The organism is Pseudomonas zeae (assembly GCF_014268485.2).
GTDB classification, from domain to species: domain Bacteria; phylum Pseudomonadota; class Gammaproteobacteria; order Pseudomonadales; family Pseudomonadaceae; genus Aquipseudomonas; species Aquipseudomonas neuropathica.
In genome coordinates this window covers 2,722,490-2,749,113 of the sequence record NZ_CP077090.1, presented here as the reverse complement: position 1 = coordinate 2,749,113, position 26,624 = coordinate 2,722,490, and the positions used below count along the sequence as shown (strand labels likewise).

General features: G+C 60.5%; 25 protein-coding genes. 15 read left to right on the top strand and 10 right to left on the bottom strand.

From position 1 onward, the window contains the following. The first annotated feature begins 103 nt into the window (after positions 1-103). A complete protein-coding gene (copC, locus tag HU754_RS12155) occupies positions 104-466 on the top strand; it encodes a copper homeostasis periplasmic binding protein CopC (RefSeq protein ID WP_186624585.1) in 363 nt (120 codons plus the stop codon). A 3-nt stretch (positions 467-469) separates the two neighbouring features. Beyond that, positions 470-1,327 (top strand): copper homeostasis membrane protein CopD, encoded by an 858-nt coding sequence (gene copD / locus HU754_RS12150; RefSeq protein WP_186624584.1) that lies wholly within the window; start codon positions 470-472, stop codon positions 1,325-1,327. 115 nt (positions 1,328-1,442) lie between these two features. Here copD and HU754_RS12145 read toward each other — a convergent pair whose 3' ends face one another. Continuing rightward, positions 1,443-2,585: an HlyD family secretion protein gene (locus tag HU754_RS12145; RefSeq protein ID WP_093440910.1), complete on the bottom strand. Its 1,143-nt coding sequence runs from the start codon at positions 2,583-2,585 to the stop codon at positions 1,443-1,445. Beyond that, on the bottom strand, positions 2,582-4,237 hold the full coding sequence (locus HU754_RS12140; RefSeq protein ID WP_186624583.1) for an MFS transporter: 1,656 nt from the start codon (positions 4,235-4,237) through the stop codon (positions 2,582-2,584). Before HU754_RS12140 ends, HU754_RS12145 begins: the two co-directional genes overlap by 4 nt. A gap of 307 nt (positions 4,238-4,544) precedes the next feature. Here HU754_RS12140 and HU754_RS12135 point away from each other — a divergent pair, with 307 nt between their 5' ends. From HU754_RS12135 to HU754_RS12110, 6 genes are all read left to right on the top strand, one after another. Further along, the gene (locus tag HU754_RS12135) at positions 4,545-5,840 is read left to right on the top strand and encodes an OprD family porin (protein WP_186624582.1); all 1,296 of its coding nucleotides are present in this window, start codon (positions 4,545-4,547) and stop codon (positions 5,838-5,840) included. A 272-nt stretch (positions 5,841-6,112) separates the two neighbouring features. Continuing rightward, entirely contained in the window at positions 6,113-6,937 is an 825-nt protein-coding gene (locus HU754_RS12130; protein ID WP_186624581.1) for an NAD-dependent epimerase/dehydratase family protein, read from the top strand. Positions 6,938-6,967: 30 nt separating this feature from the next. Then, positions 6,968-7,861: an SMP-30/gluconolactonase/LRE family protein gene (locus HU754_RS12125; RefSeq protein ID WP_186624580.1), complete on the top strand. Its 894-nt coding sequence runs from the start codon at positions 6,968-6,970 to the stop codon at positions 7,859-7,861. Between the two features lie 60 nt (positions 7,862-7,921). Beyond that, positions 7,922-8,893, top strand: coding sequence for a TRAP transporter substrate-binding protein (locus HU754_RS12120; RefSeq protein WP_186624579.1), 972 nt, complete (start codon positions 7,922-7,924; stop codon positions 8,891-8,893). Between the two features lie 79 nt (positions 8,894-8,972). Continuing rightward, positions 8,973-9,500 (top strand): TRAP transporter small permease, encoded by a 528-nt coding sequence (locus tag HU754_RS12115; protein WP_186624578.1) that lies wholly within the window; start codon positions 8,973-8,975, stop codon positions 9,498-9,500. Next, positions 9,500-10,780: a TRAP transporter large permease gene (locus tag HU754_RS12110; protein WP_186624577.1), complete on the top strand. Its 1,281-nt coding sequence runs from the start codon at positions 9,500-9,502 to the stop codon at positions 10,778-10,780. Before HU754_RS12115 ends, HU754_RS12110 begins: the two co-directional genes overlap by 1 nt. A 42-nt stretch (positions 10,781-10,822) precedes the next feature. On the opposite strand, the gene HU754_RS12105 is transcribed toward HU754_RS12110, so the two are convergent. From HU754_RS12105 to HU754_RS12095, 3 genes are all read right to left on the bottom strand, one after another. Continuing rightward, positions 10,823-11,623: a sulfite exporter TauE/SafE family protein gene (locus HU754_RS12105; protein WP_186624576.1), complete on the bottom strand. Its 801-nt coding sequence runs from the start codon at positions 11,621-11,623 to the stop codon at positions 10,823-10,825. Positions 11,624-11,632: 9 nt separating this feature from the next. Next, positions 11,633-12,877 carry an NAD(P)/FAD-dependent oxidoreductase gene (locus HU754_RS12100; protein WP_186624575.1) on the bottom strand — a complete coding sequence of 415 codons (1,245 nt, stop codon included), beginning with the start codon at positions 12,875-12,877 and terminating at the stop codon, positions 11,633-11,635. A gap of 167 nt (positions 12,878-13,044) precedes the next feature. Then, a complete protein-coding gene (locus HU754_RS12095; RefSeq protein WP_007915092.1) occupies positions 13,045-13,386 on the bottom strand; it encodes an ArsR/SmtB family transcription factor in 342 nt (113 codons plus the stop codon). Between the two features lie 91 nt (positions 13,387-13,477). Between HU754_RS12095 and HU754_RS12090 the strand changes: the two genes are divergently transcribed. Further along, entirely contained in the window at positions 13,478-14,341 is an 864-nt protein-coding gene (locus HU754_RS12090; protein ID WP_186624574.1) for an MBL fold metallo-hydrolase, read from the top strand. Between the two features lie 96 nt (positions 14,342-14,437). On the opposite strand, the gene bkdR is transcribed toward HU754_RS12090, so the two are convergent. After that, positions 14,438-14,926 (bottom strand): Bkd operon transcriptional regulator BkdR, encoded by a 489-nt coding sequence (bkdR, locus tag HU754_RS12085; protein ID WP_025111414.1) that lies wholly within the window; start codon positions 14,924-14,926, stop codon positions 14,438-14,440. Positions 14,927-15,111: 185 nt separating this feature from the next. Between bkdR and HU754_RS12080 the strand changes: the two genes are divergently transcribed. The 5 genes from HU754_RS12080 (at position 15,112) to HU754_RS12060 (ending at position 21,310) form a co-directional block, all read left to right on the top strand. Further along, complete coding sequence (locus HU754_RS12080) at positions 15,112-16,347, top strand: 3-methyl-2-oxobutanoate dehydrogenase (2-methylpropanoyl-transferring) subunit alpha (RefSeq protein WP_003224001.1); 1,236 nt, start codon at positions 15,112-15,114, stop codon at positions 16,345-16,347. A 1-nt stretch (position 16,348) separates the two neighbouring features. Further along, complete coding sequence (locus tag HU754_RS12075; RefSeq protein WP_003224000.1) at positions 16,349-17,407, top strand: alpha-ketoacid dehydrogenase subunit beta; 1,059 nt, start codon at positions 16,349-16,351, stop codon at positions 17,405-17,407. Next, positions 17,408-18,676, top strand: a complete 1,269-nt coding sequence (locus HU754_RS12070; protein WP_186624573.1) for a dihydrolipoamide acetyltransferase family protein — start codon at positions 17,408-17,410, stop codon at positions 18,674-18,676. It abuts the gene before it with no gap. Between the two features lie 7 nt (positions 18,677-18,683). Next, on the top strand, positions 18,684-20,057 hold the full coding sequence (gene lpdA / locus HU754_RS12065; RefSeq protein WP_186624572.1) for a dihydrolipoyl dehydrogenase: 1,374 nt from the start codon (positions 18,684-18,686) through the stop codon (positions 20,055-20,057). A 233-nt stretch (positions 20,058-20,290) separates the two neighbouring features. Further along, positions 20,291-21,310 (top strand): branched-chain amino acid aminotransferase, encoded by a 1,020-nt coding sequence (locus HU754_RS12060; protein ID WP_008086978.1) that lies wholly within the window; start codon positions 20,291-20,293, stop codon positions 21,308-21,310. Positions 21,311-21,561: 251 nt separating this feature from the next. Here HU754_RS12060 and HU754_RS12055 read toward each other — a convergent pair whose 3' ends face one another. The 3 genes from HU754_RS12055 to HU754_RS12045 form a co-directional block, all read right to left on the bottom strand. Then, positions 21,562-22,395: a TIGR03915 family putative DNA repair protein gene (locus tag HU754_RS12055; protein WP_186624571.1), complete on the bottom strand. Its 834-nt coding sequence runs from the start codon at positions 22,393-22,395 to the stop codon at positions 21,562-21,564. Then, on the bottom strand, positions 22,392-23,612 hold the full coding sequence (locus HU754_RS12050) for a putative DNA modification/repair radical SAM protein (RefSeq protein ID WP_160040869.1): 1,221 nt from the start codon (positions 23,610-23,612) through the stop codon (positions 22,392-22,394). Before HU754_RS12050 ends, HU754_RS12055 begins: the two co-directional genes overlap by 4 nt. 94 nt (positions 23,613-23,706) lie before the next feature. After that, positions 23,707-24,504 (bottom strand): ArsR/SmtB family transcription factor, encoded by a 798-nt coding sequence (locus HU754_RS12045; protein WP_225919976.1) that lies wholly within the window; start codon positions 24,502-24,504, stop codon positions 23,707-23,709. Between the two features lie 79 nt (positions 24,505-24,583). On the opposite strand from HU754_RS12045, the gene HU754_RS12040 reads away from it, so the two are divergent. Next, a complete protein-coding gene (locus HU754_RS12040; RefSeq protein WP_186624570.1) occupies positions 24,584-25,687 on the top strand; it encodes a cytochrome P450 in 1,104 nt (367 codons plus the stop codon). Here HU754_RS12040 and dmeF read toward each other — a convergent pair. Continuing rightward, the gene (gene dmeF, locus HU754_RS12035; protein WP_186624569.1) at positions 25,684-26,613 is read right to left on the bottom strand and encodes a CDF family Co(II)/Ni(II) efflux transporter DmeF; all 930 of its coding nucleotides are present in this window, start codon (positions 26,611-26,613) and stop codon (positions 25,684-25,686) included. The genes HU754_RS12040 and dmeF overlap by 4 nt on opposite strands. Between the last annotated feature and the right edge of the window lie 11 nt (positions 26,614-26,624).

Genomic DNA, 26,624 nt, shown 5'->3' with positions numbered 1-26,624 from the left:
ATCCGCTCTGGTCCGCGGGCGACCGCTGCAAACAAAACTTCGTACTGGTGTGAGCGGATGGCTAAACTGACGCTTCTTCGATCCTGCCTCAGAGGTATCCGCGATGCTGTTCAAGAACGTCCTGACCACCACTGCCCTGCTCGCTTCGCTGTTCGCCGCATCTTCCGTATTTGCCCACGCCCACTTGAAAAGCCAGACCCCGGCCGCCGATAGCACAGTCGCAGCTCCCGCCGATTTGCGCCTGACCTTTTCCGAAGGTGTCGAGGCCAGTTTCACCAAAGTCACCTTGACTCGCGATGGCGCACCGGTCGCGGTCAAACCGCTGACCACCGAGGGCGACAAGAAAACCCTGATCGTCACCCCCGCCGCATCGTTGACCGCCGGCGAGTACAAAGTCGAATGGCACGCAGTGTCGGTCGACACGCACAAAAGCGAAGGCGCCTACCAGTTCAAGGTGAGTCAGTAATTCATGGGTGAAGCGCTGGTGCTGTGCCGCTTTGTGCATTTCATCGTGGTGTTGATGCTGTTTGGGGCTTGGTTGTTCAGGCCGTTGCTGCTCAAGGATGAAGCGCCGCAAGTGGATCGGCACCTGGCGCGACTGGCGCGTTGGCTGGCGACTGTGGCACTGCTCAGCGGGATTGCCTGGGCGCTGTTGATCACCGCGAGCATGGCCGGTTCGGCAGCGGCGGCGTTTGACCCGGACACGGTTGCGCTGGTGCTGGGCAATACGTTTTTTGGTCAGGTATGGCGCTGGCATTTGCTGATCAATGCCGCGCTGTTGGCGCTGTTGTTCACGCCTTGGCATTCAAGCATGCCGTTGCGACTGGGCTTGAGCGCCTTGCTGCTGGCGACTCTCGCTCCGGTCGGACACGGCGCCATGCTCGACGGGTTGAGTGGGCAATTGCTGATTCTCAACCAGATCGTGCATCTGACCTGCGTGGCGGCGTGGCTGGGTGGTTTGTTGTTGCTGGTGATGATTCTGCGTCAGCCGACGGAACCGATGCGTGAAGTGTTGCGGCGTTTCAGCGGCGTCGGTTATGCGCTGGTCGCGGGGCTGCTGCTGACGGGATTGATCAATGTGCGCGTGCTGACCGGCCAGTGGTGGCCGACGCCGTTGTTCAGCGGGTTTGCGTTGATTCTGTTGATCAAGGCGCTGATCGTGCTGGGCATGCTTGGCTTGGCGCTGTTCAATCGTTTGCGGATTGATGATTGCGAGCAGCGGATAGGCGCGCTCAGGCGCAGTGTGATGCTGGAGTGGCTGCTCGGCATTGGCGCGGTGGCGGCGGTTTCGCTGCTGGGCACCCTACCCCCGATGATCACAGGATAAACACCGTTCAACTGTGGGAGCGAGCTTGCTCGCGAAAGCGGTGTCTCAGATAAAAAAATGTGACTGATACGACGCTTTCGCGAGCAGGCTCGCTCCCACAGAGTTATGCATTGAGTCAGTGGGGCTGGGTGTCGCCCGCTGCGGTGTCGATGCTGACCACCACCGACATCCCCGGCCGCAACCGCTCCTCTTCCTGCTGATCCGGATCGATGGTGATCCGCACCGGCACCCGCTGAGCAATTTTGACGAAGTTGCCGGTGGCGTTATCCGCCTGCAACAGGGCAAATTCCGAGCCCGTCCCCGGCGAAATATGCTGCACATGCCCGGTGAATCGGCGGTGATTCAGCGCATCGACGGTGAAGCGCACCGGTTGCCCGACGCGCACGTTATCCATCTGGGTTTCTTTCATGTTGGCGATCACCCATTTCTGGTTTGGCACCAACGCCATCAACTGCGCTCCGGAGTTGACGTAAGCACCGAGGCGCACGCCGATCTGCCCGAGCTGGCCATCACGCGGGGCGACGATGCGCGTATTCGACAGATCGATCCGTGCCAATTGCACCGCCGCTTCGGCGCTGGCCACGGCCGCCTCCAGCGAGCCACGATTGACGATCACTGTTTGCAGATCCTGACGGGCAATTTCCAGATTGGCCTTGGCTTGTGCGACCGCCGCAATGCTTTGCGCATTCGCCGCCAGCGCGACGTCCATCTCGCGCTTCGACACCGAACCGTCGCGCACCAATTCCTGATTGCGGCGCAGATCCGCTTCACTCTTGCGCAACTGCGCTTCGCTGTCGGCCTGCGCCGCCTGACGCAATTTGATCGTCGCTTCGGCGCTGTTGCGTTGCTGCACCACATTGGCCAACGCGGCTTTCTGCACCGCCAGTTGCGCCAGTGACTGGTCGAGTCGCTGCTGATAGATGCGGTCGTCCAGACGCACCAGCAAATCCCCGGCTTTCACGTACTGGAAATCCTGCACCGGCACCTCGTAAACATAACCGGCGAGTTGCGGGCCGATGATCGTCACCTGCCCACGAATCAGGGCGTTTTCCGTGGTTTCGACCGCACTGCTGAACGGCGGCAATTGCCAGGCATACAAAACGATCAACACGCCGACGATGGCAATCGCGGCAAAGCCCAGCGAAGAAATGATCCGCACCCGCAGCGAGCGCGGCTCGGTATTCGGCGATGACGGCGGCGCCACACCTTCGGGCGTGGCGGCAATGGCATTGGTGGTTGTGGTGGTCGGTTCGGTCATGAAGAAGTGGCACCGCTCGAAGGTGTGGAAGGCGCAGTGGCGATGGCTTTGGTGGTGCTCATCAGCCACAACGCACGAATGGACAGCCAGATCATGGTCAGCACCGCAATCACGGCGATCAGCATGAACACATCGTTATAGGCCAGGACGTTGGCCTCTCGGGTCGCGGCGTTGGACAGGCTGCGAATCCCCGCCAGGTTGCGCAGACTCGGGTCGGCCAGCAACGAGCCATACGCCGAACCGCCGCTCTGCACGCGCGCGGCCACCAAGGGGTCAGACAGCGTCAGGTGTTCAACGATGTGACTGGAATGAAATTTTTCCCGGACGATCTGAAAAGTGCCCAGCAGCGCCGCACCGAGCAGGCCGCCGAGGTTGTTGCAGATCCCGAACAACACGGAAAAACTCACCAGATTGCGCGGATTGGTCAGCACGTTGCGCGTACCGAAAACCATGGTCGGGCCGAGGAAAAACGTGCTGCCGAACGCCAGCAGAAACTGGCTGAAGTAGAGGTTTTCCGGGCGGGTCAGGTTGTTGGAAAAGCTGTCCATCACCGACCCGGTGGCCATCAGACCCAGCGAGATGATCAACGGCATCAGCAGGTGTTTCGGGTCGATGGTCAACGCGCTGGTCAACAGCCCCGCGACACTGCCGATCAGCATCACCACGTAGAGGCTGTGCAACTGCTCATAGCCCATGTTCAGGTTCTGCATGAAACCGACCGCACCGGTGGACTGCTCCGAGGTGACCATACGAATCAGGGTCACCGCCAGCGCCAGGCGGATCATCGTCCCGCTGCCAAGCCAGCGGGTCATCAGCAGCGGGTTGCTGCGGTTATGTTCGATGGCCAGACCGGCGAGGATCAAAGCAATCGAGGCAGCCAGCGCGTAGCCGATCCAGTTGGCCTCCAGCCACCAGTCAATCCGCCCCAGCGACAACACCGCACACAGCAGCGCCACGCCAGTGGCGAGAATGGCGAAGGTGAGAAAGTCGAGTTTTTCGAAGGTTTTGAAGCGGTCGCCCGGCGGCAACTTGAGCATCAATACACAGCCCAGCGACAGCAGTGCCATGCCCAGTTCGAACAGATACAAGCCGCGCCATTCGGCGATCTGCAGCAAGTCTTCGGAAAATAAACGCGCCAATGGCAAGGCCAGTTGCGATGTGCCGAGACCGAGCACCAGCGCCTTCAGCCGCCATTTCGCCGGGAACGCCTGGACCATGTAATACAGGCCCAACGAACTCAGCGCCGCGCCCACCATGCCGTGGGCCGCGCGCACCGCCACCGCCGAATTCAGATCGTTGACGAACAGATGGCCGAAAGTCACCAGCGCATACAGCACCAGAAACACTTCGGTGAATGCACGCAAACCGAACTGCTGACGAAACTTCACCAGCAACAGGTTCATCGACACGTTGGTCATCACATACGCCGCCGGCAGCCAGGCCATTTCCGCCGTGGTTGCGCCGAGTGCGCCTTGCAGATAAGGCAGGTTGGCCACCACCAGCGAGTTGCCCAAGCCACCGGTCACCGCCACCAGTACACCGACCAGCGCATAGGCCAGGCGCTTGGGGTTGGAGTGCAACGGCGTCGAGGGGGAACCGGGCAGACTGGGCTTTTCGTGGGGCTGCCAGTTGCGCGGGGCGTAGTGATCCATGGAAAGGCCTTGTGCGGAAGGTGGGTGAAGTTTGCCGCAAATTCACCGGCAACACACATCCCATGGACAACACAAATCCTTGTAGGAGTGAGCCTGCTCGCGATAGCGATGTGTCAATGATGGAAATGTCGACTGATACACCGCTATCGCGAGCAGGCTCACTCCCACAAGGGTTCTGTGTGATGGCCGGGAGTCATCGTATAACTTGCTGTTGACATTCCCCTAAAACCTAGGAAATATCCGCAACCATGTTGTACGACGACGTATGACAATAATAAAAACAACAAACGCAACAGGGAGCGTCACAGTGAGCACACTCGCCCGTAATTTCGTCCGCCCTTCCCGCTTTGCCACGCTGCGCCCGCACACCACCCTTGGCCTGATCGGTTGCAGCAGCCTGGCCTTGGCCTTGCCGATGAGCGCCGATGCCGAAGGCTTTCTCGAAGACAGCAAAGCCACGCTGAACCTGCGCAATGCCTACTTCAACCGCAACTTCGTCAACCCTGCCTACCCACAAGGCAAGGCTGAGGAATGGACGCAGAACTTCATTCTCGATGCCAAATCCGGCTTCACTCAGGGCACCGTCGGCTTCGGCCTCGATGTGCTGGGGATGTATTCGCAGAAGCTCGATGGCGGCAAAGGTACGGGCGGTACGCAACTGTTGCCGATCCACGATGACGGGCGTCCGGCCGACAATTTCGGACGGCTCGGCGTGGCGTTGAAGGCCAAAGTCTCGAAGACTGAATTGAAGGTCGGCGAATGGATGCCGGTGCTGCCGATCCTGCGCTCTGACGATGGCCGCTCGCTGCCGCAAACCTTTCGCGGCGGGCAGATCACGTCCACCGAGATCAACGGTCTGACCGTCTACGGTGGCCAGTTCCGTGGCAACAGCCCGCGCAACGATGCGAGCATGGAAGACATGTCCATGAACGGCCGTGGGGCGTTCACTTCCGATCGCTTCAACTTCGGCGGCGGCGAATACACCTTCAACGACAAACGCACCCTGGTCGGCGTGTGGTACGCCGAACTCAGCGACATCTACCAGCAGCAGTATTTCAACCTCAGCCACAGCCAGCCGTTGGGCGACTGGACCCTGGGCGCCAACCTCGGTTTCTTCACCGGCAAGGAGGACGGCAGCGCCCAAGCCGGCGACCTCGACAACAAGACTGCGTTTGCCCTGCTTTCGGCCAAATACGGTGGCAACACGTTTTATGTCGGCCTGCAAAAGCTCAGCGGCGACGACGCGTGGATGCGGGTCAATGGCACCAGCGGCGGCACCCTCGCCAACGACAGTTACAACGCCAGTTACGACAACGCCAAAGAGCGCTCCTGGCAGTTGCGCCACGACTACAACTTCGTCGCCCTCGGCATCCCCGGCCTGACCCTGATGAACCGCTACATCAGCGGCGACAACGTGCACACCGCCACCACCAATGACGGCAAGGAATGGGGGCGCGAGTCGGAACTGGCCTACACGGTGCAGAGCGGGCCGCTGAAAAACCTCAACGTGAAATGGCGCAACGCGACGATACGCCGGGACTTCAGCACCAACGAGTTTGATGAAAACCGGATCTTTATCAGTTATCCGATTTCGTTGTTGTAACCAGCGGGCGCCGCAATCCCCCTGTAGGAGTGAGCCTGCTCGCGATAGCGGTGTGTCAGCCGCCTCTTCCTCAACACACCGCTATCGCGAGCAGGCTCACTCCTAAAGGGGATTGCATTGCAAGGAGGGAATTGTGCTGAAGGGAAAGGAACCGGGCCTTCCGTCATTTACACCAAAAGTCGCGTTGACAAGTTCCGGAAACCCTACCGATACTTCAGCGCAGTCATACGACAACCTACAACAAACCTAATAACAACGTGTAAGGGCTTGCCATGACGTCTACCTCTACTCCCCACGCCCCGCTCAACCGTTTGCTGCTGACCGGCGCTGCCGGGGGCCTGGGCAAAGTTCTGCGCGAACGTATGCGCCCTTATGCCAATGTCCTGCGCCTGTCGGACATTGCCGCCATTGCCCCGGCCGTCGATGATCGCGAAGAAATCGTCCCTTGCGATCTGGCCGACAAACACGCCGTGCATCAACTGGTCGAAGGTGTCGATGCGATCCTGCATTTCGGCGGCGTCTCCGTCGAGCGACCCTTCGAAGAAATCCTCGGCGCCAACATCTGCGGCGTGTTTCACATCTACGAAGCGGCGCGCCGACATGGCGTGAAGCGGGTGATCTTCGCCAGCTCCAACCACGTTATCGGCTTCTACAAACAGGACGAGCCGCTCGACGCCAGCTCCGCGCGCCGCCCCGACGGTTACTACGGACTGTCCAAGTCCTACGGCGAAGACATGGCCAGTTTCTACTTCGATCGCTACGGCATCGAGACCGTCAGCATCCGCATCGGCTCCTCGTTTCCCGAGCCGCAAAACCGCCGAATGATGCACACCTGGCTGAGTTTCGACGACCTCACGCAATTGCTCGAACGCGCGCTGTACACGCCGAACGTTGGCCACACCGTGGTCTACGGCATGTCCGCCAACAAGGACGTCTGGTGGGACAACAAATTCGCCAGTCACCTCGGTTTTGAAGCGAAGGACAGCTCCGAAGTGTTCCGCGAAAAAGTCGAGGCGCAACCGATGCCGGCCGCCGATGACCCGGCGCGGATCTATCAGGGCGGCGCGTTTGTCGCCGCAGGTCCGTTCGGCGACTGATCACCCTGACAACGACGCGAAGGAATGAGTATGCAAGCCGAATTGATCGTCGATGCCCGCAACGCCGTGGGCGAAAGCCCGGTCTGGGTGCCGCAGGAAAACGCGCTGTATTGGGTGGATATTGCCAACGGCGGGCTGCAACGCTGGAGCGCCGACACCGGCCACGTGCATGCCTGGAAAACCCCGGAAATGCTCGCCTGCATCGCCCGCCATAGCGGTGGCGGCTGGGTTGCCGGCATGGAGAGCGGCTTTTTTCATCTGCACCCACACAGCGACGGCAGCCTCGACAGCGAGTTGCTCGCCACCGTCGCGCACAGTCGCGCAGACATGCGCCTCAACGATGGTCGCTGCGACCGACAGGGCCGTTTCTGGGCCGGCAGCATGGTGCTGAACATGGGCCTGAGTGCGCCTGAAGGCCGGCTCTATCGCTACGGCGCCGGGCAGTCTGGCGTGATCGCAGCGCAGCTCGACGGTTTCATCGTACCCAACGGCCTCGGTTTCAGCCCTGACGGCACGACGATGTACCTGTCCGATTCGCACCCCGACGTGCAACTGATCTGGGCGTTCGATTACGACACCGATACCGGCACGCCATCGAACCGTCGTGTGTTCGTCGACATGAACCACTTTCCCGGGCGGCCCGATGGCGCTGCCGTGGATGCTGAAGGTTTTTACTGGATCTGCGCCAACGACGCCGCCCTGATTCACCGCTTCGCGCCGGACGGTCGTCTTGATTTCTCACTGGAGGTGCCGGTGAAAAAACCGACCATGTGTGCCTTCGGCGGCAGCCGCATGGACACTTTGTTCGTCACCTCGATTCGTCCCGGCGACGACCACGATCCGCACTCTCTGGCCGGTGGCGTGTTCGCCCTGAACCCCAACGTCAAAGGCCTTGCGGAACCCTTGTTCAACGATTTGCTTTAAACCCTCTGCTGCACCGCTGCGCCTTGAACACAACAATAACAAGACTGGAGACTCACCCCCATGTACTTCAAACGCACCTTGCTCGCCGTCGCTTTACCGTTCGCCTTCACCCTCGCCAGCAGCGCCCAGGCGCTGGAAATCAAGTTCGCCGATATTCATCCCGCCGGTTATCCGACCGTGGTCGCTGAAAAAAGCATGGGCGAAACCCTGACCAAGGAAACCAATGGCGACCTCACCTTCAAGTATTTCCCGGGCGGCGTGCTCGGTTCTGAGAAAGAAGTCATCGAACAGGCCCAGGTCGGCGCGATCCAGATGACCCGCGTCAGCCTTGGCATCGTCGGGCCGGTGGTGCCGGATGTGAACGTGTTCAACATGCCGTTCATTTTCCGCGACCAGGCGCACATGCGCGCGGTGATCGATGGCGAAGTCGGCGATGCGATCCTCGACAAGATCACCAACTCTGAATTCGGTCTGGTCGCACTGGCCTGGATGGACGGCGGCACGCGCAACATCTACACCAAGAAACCGGTGCGCAAACTCGAAGACCTCAAGGGCATGAAGATCCGCGTGCAAGGCAACCCGATGTTCATCGAAACCATCAATGCCATGGGCGGCAACGGCATTGCGATGGACACCGGGGAAATCTTCAGCGCCCTGCAGACAGGGGTCATCGACGGCGCGGAAAACAACCCGCCGACCCTGCTCGAACACAACCACTTTCAGAACGCCAAGTTCTACAGCCTGACCGGGCATTTGATCCTGCCCGAGCCGATCGTGATGTCAAAAATCACTTGGGAAAAACTCACCCCCGAGCAGCAAACCCTGGTGAAAAAAGCCGCCAAGGCTGCCCAGCTTGAAGAACGCACGTTGTGGGATGCCAAGTCCGCCAGCAGCGAAGAAAAACTCAAGGCGGCCGGCGTCGAATTCATCACCGTCGACAAGAAACCCTTCTACGAGGCCACCGCCTCGGTTCGCGAGAAATACGGCGCGCCTTACGCCGACCTGATCAAGCGCATCGAAGCCGTGCAGTAACCCTCCCAGCCCTCAATGAAAGGCCCGGCAGCGCTGGCGTCCACTGACGCTCGCGGCTGCCCGGTTACGGTGGAACCCGATGAAGAATTCGCTGCTGCGCCTCAACGACAAGCTGTACATGACCTGCATCTGGGTCGCTGGCCTGTCCGTGCTGGCCATCGCCCTGATCATTCCCTGGGGCGTGTTCGCCCGTTATGCCCTCGGCACAGGTTCGAGCTGGCCGGAGCCCACCGCGATCCTGCTGATGATGGTCTTTACCTTCATCGGCGCCGCTGCCAGTTATCGCGCCGGTGCGCACATGGCGGTGGCGATGGTCACCGACCGTTTGCCACCGAACCTGCGCAAAACCATGAGCATCGTTTCGCAGTTGCTGATGGGCACCATTTGCCTGTTCATGACCATCTGGGGCGCCAAGCTGTGCGCCTCGACGTGGAACCAGTTCATGAGCGCCCTGCCCACCCTGCGCGTAGGCATCACCTACATGCCGATCCCGATTGGCGGTGCGCTGACGCTGGTGTTCGTGCTGGAAAAACTCATGTTTGGCGACCAGAGCAACCGTCGGGTTGTGCGCTTCGACCTGGTTGAAGAAAACGAAGGGGCTGCCTGATGGACGCATTGATTCTGCTGGGCAGTTTTATCTTGTTGATCCTGATCGGCATGCCGGTCGCTTACGCTCTCGGGCTGTCGGCGTTGATTGGCGCGTGGTGGATCGACATTCCGTTTCAGGCCTTGATGATTCAGGTCGCGGGCGGAGTGAACAAGTTCTCGCTGCTGGCGATTCCGTTCTTCGTGCTGGCCGGGGCGATCATGGCCGAGGGCGGCATGTCACGCCGGCTGGTGGCATTCGCGGGGGTGCTGGTCGGCTTCGTGCGTGGCGGTCTGTCGTTGGTCAACATCATGGCCTCGACCTTTTTCGGCGCGATCTCCGGATCATCAGTGGCCGACACGGCTTCGGTCGGTTCGGTACTGATTCCGGAAATGGAACGCAAAGGTTATCCGCGTGAGTTCTCCACGGCAGTGACCGTCAGCGGTTCGGTGCAGGCCTTGCTGACACCGCCAAGCCATAACTCGGTGCTCTATTCGCTGGCGGCCGGCGGTACTGTTTCGATTGCCTCACTGTTCATGGCCGGCGTGGTTCCGGGCCTGTTGATGAGCGCGTGCCTGATGGTGCTGTGCCTGATTTTCGCGAAAAAGCGCGACTACCCGAAGGGCGACGTCATCCCGCTGCGCGAGGCTTTGAAGATCTGCGGCGAAGCGCTGTGGGGCATGATGGCGATGGTGATCATCCTCGGCGGGATTCTCTCGGGGATCTTCACCGCGACCGAGTCGGCGGCGATTGCCGTGCTGTGGTCATTCTTCGTCACCATGTTCATCTACCGCGACTACAAATGGAGTGAACTGCCGAAACTGATGCACCGCACCGTGCGGACGATTTCGATCGTGATGATCCTGATCGGTTTCGCTGCGAGCTTCGGCTACATCATGACCCTGATGCAGATCCCGGCGAAGATCACCACGCTGTTCCTGACCCTGTCGGACAACCGCTACGTGATCCTGATGTGCATCAACGTCATGCTGCTATTGCTCGGCACGGTGATGGACATGGCGCCGCTGATCCTGATCCTGACGCCGATCCTGATGCCGGTGATTCTCGGCATCGGTGTGGATCCGGTGCAGTTCGGCATGATCATGCTGGTCAACCTCGGGATCGGGCTGATAACACCGCCGGTGGGCGCGGTGTTGTTTGTCGGTTCGGCGGTGGGCAAGGTCAGTATCGAGAGCACTGTGAAAGCGCTGCTGCCGTTTTATGCGGTGCTGTTTCTGGTGTTGCTTCTGGTGACCTACGTGCCAGCGATTTCGCTGTGGTTGCCGCATCTGGTGTTGTAAGCGGTTAATGGATCGCAGCCCTCACGGGCTGCGATTTTTGCTTTAAGCCCGCAACAACATATACCCCGCCACCACCAGACAGACACTGGCAAATCCCACCTGCAACGCCCGCGCCGGCACCCGCGCACAGAGCTTACGACCGATGATCATGCCGACGATGCTGGCAACGATAAATGCCGCACCCTGCCCGTCAATCCGCACACCGGCGTGAAACGATCCGATCACCCCGATTGCCGAAATCAGACTGATCACCATCAACGACGTCGCGACAATCCCGCGCATCTGCACATCAGTCAGTTGCTTGAATGCCGGCACAATCAAGAAGCCGCCACCGACGCCGAGCAAACCGGACACCACCCCGGTAATCGCGCCCAACGCTGCCAGCGTTGCGGTGCATTTCGCGGTCCAGTCAAAGCGCCCGGTTTCGGCATTGAGCATGCAATTCTTCTGGCCCCAACTGGCATGACCATGATCACTCGGCCCTTCCTGCTGATGCTCGCGGCGCAGCATGCGGCAGGCGACCATGACCATCAGCAGACTGAACAGGATCATCAGGATTTTCTCCGGCAACTGGTGCGCGAAGTAGATCCCCAATGGCGAAAACACCGCGCCGAGCGCGGCAATCAACAACGCCGCACGATAGCGCACCAGGCCATGACGCAAACCGTCGATAGCCCCGACCGCCGCCGCACTGCCCACCGCAAACAACGCCACCGGCGCTGCCTGGGTCATCGTCCAACCGAGGCCGAGGACCAGCGCCGGAACAGCGAGAATCCCGCCGCCGGCCCCGGTCAAACCGAGTACCAACCCCATCACCACACCAAACAGGCTTGCCAGCAACATAGGATGTTCTCAGTCGACTTTGGACAGGCCGGTCAGCCACTCGCGCCCTTTGAGCATGCCATTCCAATAGAACCACGGCAGCAGCGTCGCCTTGAGCAACCACGCCGAGCGCCGCGCCACGGTCGGGTCCATCGGGAAGGTCGGCAGCAACTTACCGGCATAACCGAACTCGGCAAGAATCACCTTGCCCTTCTCCACCGTCAGCGGGCAGGAACCGTAACCGTCGTACTTCAGCGGCAGCGGTTGTTGCTTGCGCTGGGCGAGCAGGTTTTCCGCGACCACCACCACTTGTTTACGCACTGCTGCGGCGGTTTTCGCATTGCTGGTGCCGCAGATGTCACCCAGCGCGAACACTTCGGGATAACGCGGATGTTGCAGGCTGTGCGGGTTGACTTCGCACCAGCCGGCCGCGTCGGCCAAGGGACTTTGCGCGATGAAATCCGGCGACACCTGCGGCGGCACCACGTGCAACAGATCGAAGGTTTTCGCTACGCGGCTGACGTTGCCGTCGGCGTCCTTGATCTCGAACCACGCGGTTTTAGCCGGGCCGTCGACCTTGACCAGGTTCGAGTTGAACGCCAGCTGCGCGTTGTATTTCTCGATGTACTTCATCAACGGCGGCACAAACGTCGCCACGCCGAACAGCGCGGCGCCCGCAAGGTTGAATTCGACATGGATGTTGTTCAACACGGCAGTTTTGCGCCAGTGATCGCAGGACAGGTACAGCGCTTTTTGCGGCGCTCCGGCGCATTTGATCGGCATCGCCGGCTGGGTGAACAGCGCTTTGCCGCCGCGCAGTTTCTGCACCTGATCCCAGGTGTACTGCGCGTGCTGATAGCTGTAATTGGAGGTGACGCCGTGCTGGCCGAGGCTCTCTTGCAAGCCTTCGATCTTTTCCCAGGCCAGGCGCAGGCCGGGGCAGACGATCAGGTTCTGATAGCTGACCGTGCGTTGATCGTTGAGGGTGAGTTGGCGTTGGTCCGGGTCGATTGCGGTGACCGCCGCTTGCAGCCAGTTCGCTTGCCGGGGCATGACCTTGTTCATCGGCCGGACGGTGTCTTTGACGTCGTAGGCGCCACCGCCGACCAGCGTCCACGCCGGTTGGTAGTAATGCTGGGCGCTCGGTTCGATCACGGTAATTTTCAGCGCAGGGTCACGCTTGAGCAGGCTGGCGACAAAACCGATACCGGCCGTACCGCCGCCGATGACCACGATGTCTGCACTGATGGATGGGCCCCAGTGTTGATCGTTCATTGCTTGTTCCTTTTGCTGCACGCAAGGAGTTTTCTAGCCAACACAAATCCCAATGTGGGAGCGAGCCTGCTCGCGAAGGCGGCGTGTCAGTCGATGCAAGTATTGCCTGACCTAACGCTTTCGCGAGCAGGCTCGCTCCCACATTGAACCAGTGTCATGGCTGGCATTTATTGATGGCCCAGGCTTTTCAGCACGGCCCCGCAATACAACCCGGAGAGGGTCTTCATGACCTGAATGACTTCCGGACTGGCGAGGCCGTAGAAAATGTACTTGCCTTCACGCCGAGTCGCGACCAGGCCTTCATCCCGCAGGATGCCCAGTTGCTGGGACAGCGTTGGCTGGCGTACGCCGGTCATCTTTTCCAGTTCGCCAACGTTGCGCTCGCCCTGGGTCAGTTGACAGAGGATCAACAGGCGATCCTCATTGGCCATGGCCTTGAGCAAGGCGCAGGCCTTGGAGGCCGAGGCGCGCAGTTGGGCGACTTCACATTCGGTCAGACTGGATTGCATTTGCACGATGCCTTCAAGGTCACTTAAGCTGCGAACATTATGTTTTTAGATAAAGTGTTGCAACCCATTTTCCTTGTTCAGGTTGGTGTCCATGCCCGCGCAGATTGAAGCTTTCCTCGACCCCGCCTCTTCGACCTACAGCTACGTGGTCTATGAAACCGACGGCGGGCAATGTGCGATCGTCGACCCGGTGCTCGATTACGACGGCGCCGCCGGGCGCACATGCACCGCCCAGGCCGATAAAATCATCGCCTTCGTCCGCGCGCACAATCTGCAAGTGCAGTGGCTGCTGGAAACCCATGCCCACGCCGATCACCTGTCCGCCGCGCCTTATCTGCGCCGGGAGCTGGGCGGGAAAATCGCCATTGGTGAATCGATCAGCAAAGTGCAAAACGTGTTCAAGGCGCTGTTCAATCTGGAGCCGGAGTTCTGCGTCGATGGCTCGCAGTTCGATCACCTGTTTGCGCCGAACGAGTCATTCAGGATCGGCAATCTCAAAGCCACTGCCCTGCATGTGCCTGGGCATACCCCGGCGGACATGGCCTACTTGATCGACGGCGAACAGATTCTGGTGGGCGACACGCTGTTCATGCCCGACGTCGGCACCGCGCGCTGCGACTTCCCCGGCGGCAACGCCCATCAGTTGTTCAACTCGATTCATAAACTGCTGGCCTTCCCGGCCAGCGTGAAACTCTACGTCTGTCACGATTACCCGCCCGAGGGCCGCGCCGCGCAGTGCCAGACCACGGTCGGTGAGCAGCGCAAAAGCAATATTCATGTGCATGACGGGATTGATGAGGCGGCGTTTGTCGAAATGCGCACCCAGCGTGATGCCGGGCTGGGCATGCCGACGCTGTTGCTGCCGGCGATTCAGGTCAATGTGCGGGCGGGGAATCTGCCGGCGGCGGAAGACAACGGCGTCGTTTATCTGAAGATCCCGATCAATAAGCTTTAACAGCACAAGATCGCAGCCTGCGGCAGCTCCTACATCGATCGTTCCTCACGCTCTGCGTGGGAATGCTGCCGGGGACGCTCCGCGTTCCGCTTCGGGTCAGGCGCCTAACGTCAACCCATTCGCCGGCAACGGCAACGCGGTTTTGTAGCGCACCTGCTTGAGCGCAAAGCTTGACCGGATATTTGCCACACCCGGCACTTTGGTCAGGAAGTCCATCATGAACCGCTCCAGCGACTGAATCGTCGGCACCAACACCCGAATCAGATAATCCGGATCGCCAGCCATCAGATAGCACTCCATCACCTCGGGGCGATCAGAAATCGCCTCTTCGAAATGCTGCAACGCCTCCTCCACCTGTTTCTCCAGGCTGACATGGATGAACACGTTCACATGCAGCCCCAGCAGGTCGGCATCCAGCAACGTGACCTGCTCGCGAATCAGGCCTAATTCTTCCATCGCCTTGACCCGGTTGAAGCACGGTGTCGGCGACAGATTGACCGAGCGTGCGAGGTCGGCGTTGGTGATGCGCGCATTCTCCTGAAGGCTGTTGAGAATGCCGATGTCGGTACGGTCCAGTTTGCGCATGAGACAAAACCACCTGTTTTTTATGTTTATGCAGAATTTCTATCTGCAAATCATCTCCAGCGCAACGAAACAGAGATAAATATTCTTCTTGCCCGGGCCTATGATTGTTGTAGGACAAGATTTCTTCTACCGAAGAATGACTGCCAGCTCACTACAAGAAATTCACAAGATCGAGCGTAGAAGCCATGACCCAAGCGTATGAACCGCTGCGTCTGCACGTCCCTGAACCCTCGGGCCGTCCAGGCTGCAAAACCGATTTTTCCTACCTGCATCTGACCGATGCCGGTACGGTGCGCAAACCTTCCATTGATGTCGAACCTGCCGACACCGCCGACCTGGCGCGTGGCCTGATCCGTGTGCTCGACGATCAGGGCAACGCCCTCGGCCCCTGGGCCGAAAACGTCCCGGTCGAGATCCTTCGCAAGGGCATGCGCGCCATGCTCAAGACGCGGATCTACGACAACCGCATGGTGGTCGCCCAGCGTCAGAAAAAGATGTCGTTCTACATGCAGAGCCTTGGCGAAGAAGCCATCGGCAGTGCTCAGGCTCTGGCCTTGAACATCGACGACATGTGCTTCCCGACTTATCGCCAGCAAAGCATTCTGATGGCCCGCGAAGTGCCGCTGGTCGACCTGATCTGCCAACTGCTGTCCAACGAGCGCGATCCGCTCAAGGGCCGTCAGTTGCCGATCATGTACTCGGTCAAGGACGCTGGCTTCTTCACCATCTCCGGCAACCTCGCCACCCAGTTCATTCAGGCCGTCGGCTGGGGCATGGCTTCAGCGATCAAGGGCGACACCAAAATTGCCTCGGCATGGATCGGCGACGGCGCCACCGCCGAATCGGACTTCCACACCGCCCTCACCTTCGCCCACGTTTATCGCGCGCCAGTGATCCTCAACGTGGTGAATAACCAGTGGGCGATCTCGACCTTCCAGGCCATCGCCGGTGGTGAAGCCACCACCTTCGCCGGACGCGGCGTCGGTTGCGGCATCGCTTCGCTGCGCGTGGATGGCAACGACTTCTACGCGGTGTACGCCGCTTCTGCCTGGGCTGCCGAACGCGCCCGCCGCAACCTCGGCCCGACCATGATCGAATGGGTCACCTACCGCGCCGGCCCGCACTCGACCTCCGACGATCCGTCGAAATATCGCCCGGCCGATGACTGGAGCCACTTCCCGCTCGGCGACCCGATCGCCCGTCTCAAACAGCATCTGATCAAGGTCGGTCACTGGTCAGAAGAAGAGCACGCCGCCGTCAGCGCCGAGCTTGAAGCCGAAGTGATTGCCGCGCAGAAACAGGCCGAACAGTACGGCACCCTTGCCGGCGGCCAGATTCCTAGCGCCGCGACCATGTTCGAAGACGTCTACAAAGAGATGCCGGAGCACTTGAAGCGCCAGCGTCAGCAGTTGGGGATCTGACATGAACGATCACAACAACAATATTCAGTTGGAAACCGCCATGACCACGACCACCATGACCATGATCCAGGCCCTGCGCTCGGCCATGGATGTGATGCTTGAGCGTGACGACAATGTCGTGGTGTTCGGTCAGGACGTCGGCTACTTCGGCGGCGTGTTCCGTTGCACCGAAGGCCTGCAGACCAAGTACGGCACCTCCCGCGTATTCGACGCACCTATCTCGGAAAGCGGCATCGTCGGTGTTGCCGTGGGCATGGGCGCTTACGGTCTGCGTCCGGTCGCCGAGATTCAGTTCGCCGACTACGTCTACCCCGCCTCCGACCAGATCATTTCCGAAGCGGCGCGCCTGCGTTATCGCTCGGCCGGCGAGTTCACCGCGCCGATGACCCTGCGCATGCCTTGCGGCGGCGGCATCTACGGCGGCCAGACCCACAGCCAGAGCATCGAGGCGATGTTCACTCAGGTTTGCGGTCTGCGCACGGTTATGCCATCCAACCCGTATGACGCCAAAGGCTTGCTGATCGCCTCCATCGAAAACGATGACCCGGTGATCTTTCTTGAGCCGAAACGCCTGTACAACGGCCCGTTCGATGGCCACCACGATCGCCCGGTAACGCCGTGGTCGAAACACCCGCAAGCCCAAGTGCCGGACGGTTACTACACCGTGCCGCTGGACGTCGCGGCGATCACCCGTCCGGGCAAGGACGTGACCGTGCTGACTTATGGCACCACCGTCTACGTGTCGCAAGTCGCGGCCGAAGAATCCGGCGTTGATGCCGAAGTCATCGACCTGCGCAGCCTGTGGCCGCTGGACCTGGAAACCATCGTCAAGTCGGTGAAGAAGACCGGCCGTTGCGTGGTGGTTCACGAAGCCACCCGCACTTGCGGTTTCGGCGCCGAACTGGTGTCGCTGGTGCAAGAGCATTGCTTCCATCACCTGGAAGCGCCGATCGAACGCGTCACCGGTTGGGACACCCCCTACCCGCACGCGCAAGAGTGGGCGTATTTCCCTGGGCCGTCCCGAGTGGGCGCGGCGTTGAAACGGGTTATGGAGGTCTGAATGGGCACGCACGTTATCAAGATGCCGGACATCGGCGAAGGCATCGCAGAAGTCGAACTGTCGCAGTGGCACGTCAAGGTTGGCGATCTGGTCGTTGAGGATCAGGTGCTGGCGGACGTGATGACCGACAAGGCGATGGTCGATATTCCATCGCCGGTACACGGGAAAGTGATTGCGCTCGGTGGTCAGCCAGGTGAAGTGATGGCGGTTGGCAGTGTGTTGATCAGCATTGAGGTGGAAGGGGCCGGCAATCTGAAAGAATCGGCCGCGCCTGCTCCCGTCAAAGAAGCACCTGCTGCACCGAAAGCTGAAACCGTGGTGGAAAGCAAACCTGCTGCCGCACCACGTCCAGCTGCAGTTTGCCAAGGCCCGATGGTTGCCCGCGAAGCGGATGAGCGCCCACTGGCCTCGCCGGCCGTGCGCAAACATGCACTGGATCTGGGGATTCAATTGCGCCTGGTACGCGGTTCCGGCCCGGCCGGTCGTGTGTTGCACGAAGACCTCGAGGCCTATCTGGCGCAAGGTCAGTCGAACGCTTCGGCACCAGTCGCCGCCGCTTACGCCCAGCGTAACGAAGAAGAACAGATTCAAGTGATCGGCATGCGCCGCAAGATCGCCCAGCGCATGCAGGACGCTACCCAGCGTGCCGCACACTTCAGCTATGTCGAGGAAATCGATGTCACCGCAATTGAAGAACTGCGCGCGCATCTCAATGAAAAACACGGCGCCAGCCGTGGCAAGTTGACCTTGCTGCCGTTCCTCGTCCGCGCTCTGGTTGTGGCCCTGCGCGACTTCCCGCAGATGAACGCCCGTTATGACGACGAAGCCCAGGTCATCACTCGCCTCGGCGCGGTGCATGTCGGCGTCGCCACGCAAAGCGATGTCGGCCTGATGGTGCCGGTGGTGCGTCACGCCGAGGCGCGCAGCCTGTGGGACAGCGCCACGGAAATCTCGCGTTTGGCCAACGCCGCGCGTAATGGCAAGGCCAGCCGTGATGAACTGTCCGGCTCGACCATCACCCTGACCAGCCTCGGTGCACTGGGCGGCATCGTCAGCACGCCGGTGCTGAATCTGCCGGAAGTAGCGATCGTCGGCGTCAACAAAATCGTCGAACGACCGATGGTCGTCAAAGGCCAGGTGGTGATCCGCAAGATGATGAACCTCTCCAGCTCCTTCGATCACCGCGTGGTCGACGGCATGGACGCGGCACTCTTCATCCAGGCCATTCGTGGCCTGATCGAACAACCTGCCACTTTGTTTGTGGAGTAAGGCGCGCATGCAATCTCTGAACACGACGCTGCTGATTATCGGCGGCGGCCCCGGCGGTTATGTAACGGCGATTCGCGCCGGGCAACTGGGCATCCCGACGATTCTGGTCGAAGGCCAATCTCTGGGCGGCACCTGCCTGAACATCGGCTGCATCCCGTCGAAAGCGCTGATTCATGTGGCTGAGCAGTTTCACCAGACCCGGCATCACAGCCAGCATTCAGCGCTGGGTATCAGCGTTTCGGCGCCGACGCTCGACATCACGAAAAGCGTCGAGTGGAAGGACGGCATCGTTGATCGCTTGACCACTGGCGTGGCGGCGCTGCTGAAGAAGAACAAGGTTCAGGTCATCAATGGCTGGGCCAAAGTCATCGACGGCAAGACTGTTGACGTCGGCGACACGCGCATCCACTGCGAACATTTGGTGCTGGCCACCGGTTCGACCAGCGTCAATCTGCCGATCCTGCCGATTGGCGGGCCGATCATCTCCTCCACTGAAGCGCTGGCGCCGAAATCCGTGCCTAAACGTCTGGTGGTGGTGGGCGGTGGTTACATTGGTCTGGAACTGGGCATTGCTTATCGCAAGCTCGGCGCCGAGGTCAGCGTGGTCGAGGCGCAGGATCGTATCTTGCCGGCCTACGATGCGGAGCTGACGCAACCGGTGCATGAAGCGTTGAAGCAACTGGGCGTGAAGTTATATTTGAAACACAGCGTGCTGGGTTTCGATGGCACGTTGCAGGTGCGCGATCCAGAGGGCGAAACCCTGAACCTGGAAACCGATCAGGTGCTGGTCGCCGTCGGCCGCAAACCGAATACCCAGGGCTGGAACCTCGAAGCGCTGAATCTGGATATGAACGGCTCGGCGATCAAGATCGACAGCCGCTGCCAGACCAGCATGCGCAACGTCTACGCCATCGGCGATCTGAGCGGCGAGCCGATGCTGGCCCACCGCGCCATGGCTCAGGGCGAGATGGTTGCCGAGTTGATCAGCGGCAAAACCCGTGAATTCAACCCGACTGCGATTGCTGCCGTGTGCTTCACCGACCCGGAACTGGTAGTGGTCGGCAAGACGCCGGACGAGGCCAAGGCTGCGGGGTTGGACTGCATTGTTTCGAGTTTCCCGTTCGCCGCCAACGGCCGGGCGATGACGCTGGAGTCAAAAAGCGGCTTCGTGCGCGTGGTCGCTCGTCGGGATAACCATGTGATTGTCGGCTGGCAGGCTGTGGGCGTTGGCGTGTCGGAGTTGTCGACTGCGTTTGCACAAAGCCTGGAAATGGGCGCGCGGCTGGAAGACATCGGCGGCACCATTCACGCGCATCCGACCCTGGGTGAAGCGGTGCAGGAAGCGGCGTTGCGTGCTTTGGGGCATGCGTTGCACCTGTGATGATGGGTGGCTGTGATGGCCCCTTCGCGAGCAGGCTCGCTCCCACAATGGGAATGCATTTCAAATGTGGGAGCGAGCCTGCTCGCGAATTCTTGAGGGCAACACGATTTATCTGTGTGCCATCCGATAGTCCGGGCTGCGAAACCGCTCAAGAATGAAGTATTGTTGTGCCCATCCAAAAAACGTCAGAAGCCTTGAACCGTTTCGGCGGTTGTTCAGTGATAGAGGGTGTCATGGGTAACGAAAGCATCAATTGGGACAAGCTGGGTTTTGACTACATCAAGACCGACAAACGCTATCTGTCGTACTTTCGCGATGGCGAGTGGGACAAAGGCACCCTGACCGAAGATAACGTGCTGCACATCAGCGAAGGCTCGACGGCCCTTCACTATGGCCAGCAGTGCTTCGAAGGCATGAAGGCCTATCGTTGCAAGGACGGCTCGATCAACCTGTTCCGCCCGGACCAGAACGCCCTGCGCATGCAACGCAGCTGCGCGCGTCTGCTGATGCCGACGGTCGACACCGAGCAGTTCATCGAAGCCTGCAAAGCCGTGGTTCGCGCCAACGAGCGCTTCATTCCGCCCTACGGCACCGGCGGCGCGCTGTACCTGCGTCCGTTCGTGATCGGCGTTGGTGACAACATCGGCGTGCGCACTGCACCCGAGTTCATCTTCTCGATCTTCTGCATTCCGGTCGGCGCCTACTTCAAGGGCGGCCTGACCCCGCACAACTTCCAGATCTCCAGCTACGACCGCGCCGCCCCACAAGGCACCGGCGCAGCCAAGGTCGGCGGCAACTACGCGGCCAGCCTGATGCCGGGTTCGAAAGCGAAGAAAGCCAACTTCGCCGACGCGATCTATCTGGATCCGATGACCCACACCAAGATCGAAGAAGTCGGCTCGGCCAACTTCTTCGGGATCACCCACGACAACAAGTTCATCACCCCGAACTCGCCGTCCGTTCTGCCAGGCATCACCCGCCTGTCGCTGATCGAACTGGCAAAATCGCGTCTGGGCCTGGAAGTGGTGGAAGGTGATGTGCTGATCGACAAACTGTCGGACTTCAAAGAAGCCGGCGCTTGCGGTACTGCTGCGGTGATCACCCCGATCGGTGGCATCAGCTACAACGACCATCTGCATGTGTTCCATAGCGAGACCGAAGTGGGTCCTGTGACCCAGAAGCTCTACAAAGAGCTGACTGGCGTGCAGACCGGCGACATCGAAGCGCCAGCGGGCTGGATCGTCAAGGTTTGATCTGACGGGTGTTGATGTAGAAAAGCCCTCCACCGAGTGATTGGTGGGGGGCTTTTTTGATTGTGGTTGTTGGTTTTTTTTGTGTAAGGCTGGAGATCTTTTCCCCCTCACCCCAGCCCTCTCCCCCAAGGGGGCGAGGGGGAAAGGGGGCCGATCTCGGTTGTTCTCCAGACAGAAGTTCGACGCGAACTTTCAGGTCGATGGATCAAGTCCAAACACCTCGGTCAGTCCCCTCTCCCTCTGGGAGAGGGTTAGGGTGAGGGGCTTTTCAGTGCGATGCGTTTACCTGCACGATCAGCAATCCCACTCGCCTGCCCATTCTGCTGCTTACCCATCCGCGCCTGCGTAATCAACCCGGGAATCAACTCCCCCTCCGGCAGATTCTTCCAGAACCGTGCCGGCAAATGCCCCTGCATGACCTTCTCGTTCAACCGCGCAGGATTAAAGATATGGCTGTAATAGGTCAGCCAAAGATCACCATGAGGATCGTCGACGTTCTGCGCCAACTGCTGCCATTCCAGCGGGCATTGCCGTTGATGGATCAGTTGCTCGCCATCGTAATAGACCCCGTCACGCGGGGTGGCGATCAACCAGCGATGGCGACCCATCCGCCCGATGAAATGCTCGCTGGCACTGTGCAGGATGTCATGGGCCGGTTCGTGCCATGCCACGTATTGCGGGCCTGCGCTGGACGGTGGCCGCTCGATGAAACGTACAAATGCGTGCAGGTGATGGGCCTCCCGATGCACTTGTTTGATCCGTCGCTGCAACTCGCTGCCGAGTTTGTCCCCGGCCATCATCGCGGTACGGTCGCCGTGGCTGACGCGCCACAGCACTTCATACAGCAAACTCCAGCGTTGATCACCGCGATAACGCGAGGCCTGTTCCAGGGTGTCGAGCAGCGCTCGCGGAATACGTGCCTGAAATGGCCCCTGCCCTTCAGGCACCGGCTCATCACTGGCAAACAGATCACCCACACCTTGCGAGGCCCAGCTCACCAGACTCGGATCGACTTCATGGCTCAGCAGCCAGCGCGCCTGCTGGCGCCAGGTGTCGAACAGGTCGTCGCAATCGAGATTGATCATCCCCACAACCCCATCTGCTGCGGCATCGGCCGGTCACGCAATTGCTGATAGAGCAAATGGCTGGTGACCTCGGCCTGCTGCGGGTGATAGTCGCTGGTGATGATGAACGGCTTGGCCTTGGCCAGCACGCAGCGCATACGCGCGACGTCTTCGTAACGGATGCGCCGCTGGCGGCGCAGCTCGACCAGTCGTTCGGTGGTGCGCAAGCCGATACCGGGAATACGCGCAATCAGGGACGCTTCGGCACGGTTCAGATCGAGCGGAAACACTTCGCGGTTCTGCAACGCCCAGGCCAGTTTCGGGTCGATGTCCAGCGCAAGATTACCCGGCCCCTTGAGCAATTCATCAGCACTGTAGCCGTAGCTGCGCAGGAGAAAATCGGCCTGATATAAACGGTGTTCGCGCATCAGCGGCGGCGCGGCCAGTGGCACGCTTTTCGGGCTGTCGGGAATCGGGCTGAAGGCCGAATAGTAGACCCGGCGCAAACGGAAATTGCCGTACAAGGCCTGGGCGCTGTGGAGGATGGTGCTGTCATCGGTGTCATCGGCGCCGACAATCAGTTGCGTGCTCTGCCCGGCCGGGGCGAATTTCGCCGAGCGCGGTTCGTTCAACACGGTCTGCACGCCGGTGTAGATGGTGTTCATCGCCTGCTTGATCGAAGTGATGTCCTTCTCCGGCGCCAGCACTTGCAGGCTGGCATCGGTCGGCAGCTCGATGTTGACGCTCAGGCGATCGGCGTAGCGCCCTGCTTCTTCGATCAATGCCGGATCGGCTTCGGGAATGGTCTTGAGATGGATGTACCCGCGAAACTCATGCTCTTCACGCAGCAGCTTCGCCACCCGCACCAGTTGCTCCATGGTGTAGTCCGCCGAGCGAATGATGCCGGAACTGAGAAACAGCCCGCTGACGCAGTTACGCCGGTAGAAATCCATGGTCAGCGCCACGACTTCCTCGGGGGTGAAACGAGCGCGCGGAACATCGCTGGAGCGTCGATTGACACAATATTGGCAATCGTAAAGGCAGAAGTTGGTCAGCAGAATCTTCAACAACGACACGCAGCGCCCGTCCGGCGTGTAGCTATGGCAGATGCCCATGCCATCAGTCGAGCCCAGGCCGCTCTTGCCCTCTGAGCTGCGCTTGGGCGCGCCGCTGCTCGCGCAGGAGGCGTCGTACTTGGCGGCGTCGGCGAGGATGCTCAGCTTGTCGATGATTTGCATGGCGCGGGCTCTATACTGTTTGCATATACAGTATAGGGTCGACAGCGGTGATACAAGGTGGCAGATGCGCCCCTCGTCGGTCAGAAGCTGAAAATCAAAAGATCGCAGCCTTCGGCAGCTCCAGGGATTCGGTACGGTCGGAATTTATCGGGTGGGCACGCTTTACGGCAGGCTGCGATCTTTTGATCTGCCCGTCTTCCGGCCACTCAACGCCAAACCGCGCACCGATCTCCTTGCGCCCCGCCGCCGTCAACGCCAGCGCCCGACTGTCCAGATCCTGGGTCACCCACTTGCGCTTCAACGCGGTCTGCAACAGCGCCGCCCCCAGCGAACCACCGAGATGTGGCCGGCGCATGCTCCAGTCCAGGCACGGACAGGCAAACTTGCGGCGCAGGGTGGTCAAATCCTGTACTTCGATACCCAGCCCGAGAAACGACGCCTCGCCCGTCTCACTCAAGCGATACGCCTGCTCGTCGGTTGCCACCAACCAACCGCCCTCGAGCAAACGGTCGTGCAGCAACACCGCCAGCGTCCCGGCCATGTGGTCATAGCAGGTGCGCGCAAATTGCAGGCGATCCGGGGTGTGCGCCTTGAACGTTGGCGCGGCGTTCTGGCCAATCACCATCAACGCTTCCAGCGCCTGCGCCACGCGCTGATCGGCGAGGCTGTAATAGCGATGACGGCCCTGCACGTGCAGGCGCACCAGAGCCAGGTCCTTGAGTTTCGCCAAGTGCACACTGGCGGTCGAGGCGCTGACTTCGGCGATCGTCGCCAATTCAGTGCTGGTGCGGGCGTGGCCGTCCATCAGCGAACAGAGGATTTTCGTTCGCGCCGGCTCGGCGATGGCGGCGGCCACTTGGGAAACGCCGATGTCTTGATGTTCTGCGTGCATAGTTCGCTCCCGGACGAATCATCGTCGTTGCGCAGTGGAGATAGTAGCAACACTTTCCCCGCCGACAAGGATGCAAACCATGAACCCGATCAGCGCCGCAACGCACGCCGATCCTTATCCCTATTACGCCGAACTGCGCGCAGCAGGTGGACTGATGTTTCATCCAGAGCTGAAACTGTGGGTCGCCAGCAGCGCCCGGGCGGTGTGTGCGGTGTTGGCCCACGCCGATTGCCGGGTGCGTCCGGCGCAGGAGCCAGTGCCCAAAGCGATTGCAAAAGGCATGGCCGGCAAAGTCTTCGGCCAACTGATGCGGATGAATGACGGTGAACGCCAGCGCTGCCCGCGCGCTGCCATTGAGCCTGAGTTGGCCTCGCTCGACCTTGAGGCCGTCGACAGACTGGTCGCCGCGCGGCTGATCACAGCGGACGCCGACGGGGTGTACAAGGCAATGCTTCGTGGCCCGGTGTGCGTGGTCGCGGCGCTGCTGGGGTTCACCCCGGCGCAAGCGCGGGCGATCAGTGAATTGACGGCGGATTTCGTTGCCTGCCTGTCGCCGTTGAGCAATGACCTGCAACTGGCCGCAGCAGAGGCGGCGGCTGAACAACTGCGCGGTGACTTCATCGAATTGCTCGCCGAGCCGGCCAGCCCGTTGCTCAGTGCAATCCAGCAGCGCTTCACCGGCGATGAGGAAACCTTGATCGCCAACCTGATCGGCCTCTGTTCACAGACGTTCGAAGCCTGCGCCGGCCTGATCGGCAATACGCTGCTGGCGCTACGTCGGCAGCCAGCGTTGCGCGGCGAATCCATCGAAGCACTGCTCAACGAAGTCCAGCGCTTCGACCCGCCCGTGCAGAACACCCGGCGCTTTGTCGCCGCGTCCTGTGAGATTGCTGGAGTACGTGTCGAAACGGGCGATGTGATTCTAGTGCTGCTGGCCTCGGCCAATCGAGATCCGGCGCTCAACGAACAGCCGGAGCAGTTTCTGCCACAGCGCGCCAACCGCCGCAGTTTCAGTTTTGGCAGTGGTCGGCACGAGTGTCCGGGGCAAGCGCTGGCGATGAGTATTGCCAGCGCAACGGTGAGGGAAATAATCAGGCATGACATCGACCTGAATCGTCTGAACTGGCACTACAAGCCTTCGCTCAACGGGCGCATTCCGCTGTTCAGCGATGCTCAACCCTAAGCACTGTGCAACTCGACGGTCAGGTGTGACAGTTCATGCACCGGCGCCAGCCGTTCACGGACAACCTCGGCGGTGACGCCCGCTGCGGCCACGACGCTGACAATCGCTGCCCGCGACTGCGGGCCGACCTGCCAGACGTGCAAATCACTGATGCGCACATCGTCCGAGGTTTCCAGCAACTCGCGGATTTCAGCGGCCACGGGTTCGTCGGTGGCGTCGAGCAATACCGCCGCGCTGTCACGCATCAGGTTATAGGCCCACTTGGCAATGACCACCGCGCCGACAATCCCCATCACCGGGTCCAGCCAGACCCAACCCAGATAGCGGCCGGCCAGCAAAGCGGCAATCGCCAGCACCGACGTCAAGGCATCGGCCAGCACGTGGACATAGGCCGAACGCAGGTTGTTGTCGTGATGGTGGTGATGATCGTGCGAGTGATCATGATGATGACCATGGTCATGGCCGTGATGCCCCATCAGCAGAAAGGCGCTGACCAGGTTCACCGCCAGCCCGACGATGGCAATCACCGTGGCCTCACCGAACGCCACCGTGGTTGGCTGGAACAGGCGCAGGATCGATTCGCCGGCAATTCCCAGCGACACCAGTCCGAGCAACATGGCCGAAGCGAACCCGGCCAGATCACCGACCTTGCCGGTGCCGAAACTGTAACGGCTATTGTGCGCATGGCGCCGGGCGAAACTGTAGGCCGCCGCGGCAATCCCCAATGCGCCGGCATGGGTTGCCATGTGAAAGCCGTCCGCCAGCAATGCCATGGAACCGGTCATGTAACCGGCCACGATCTCGCCGATCATCATCACGAAGGTCAGCGCCACCACCCACAAGGTGCGGCGTGCGTTTTCGTTATGGGAAGCACCGAGAAACTGGTGGTCGTGGCGCAGGTGCTCAGCCTTGGGCGTCAGGGACATGATGCTTTCAC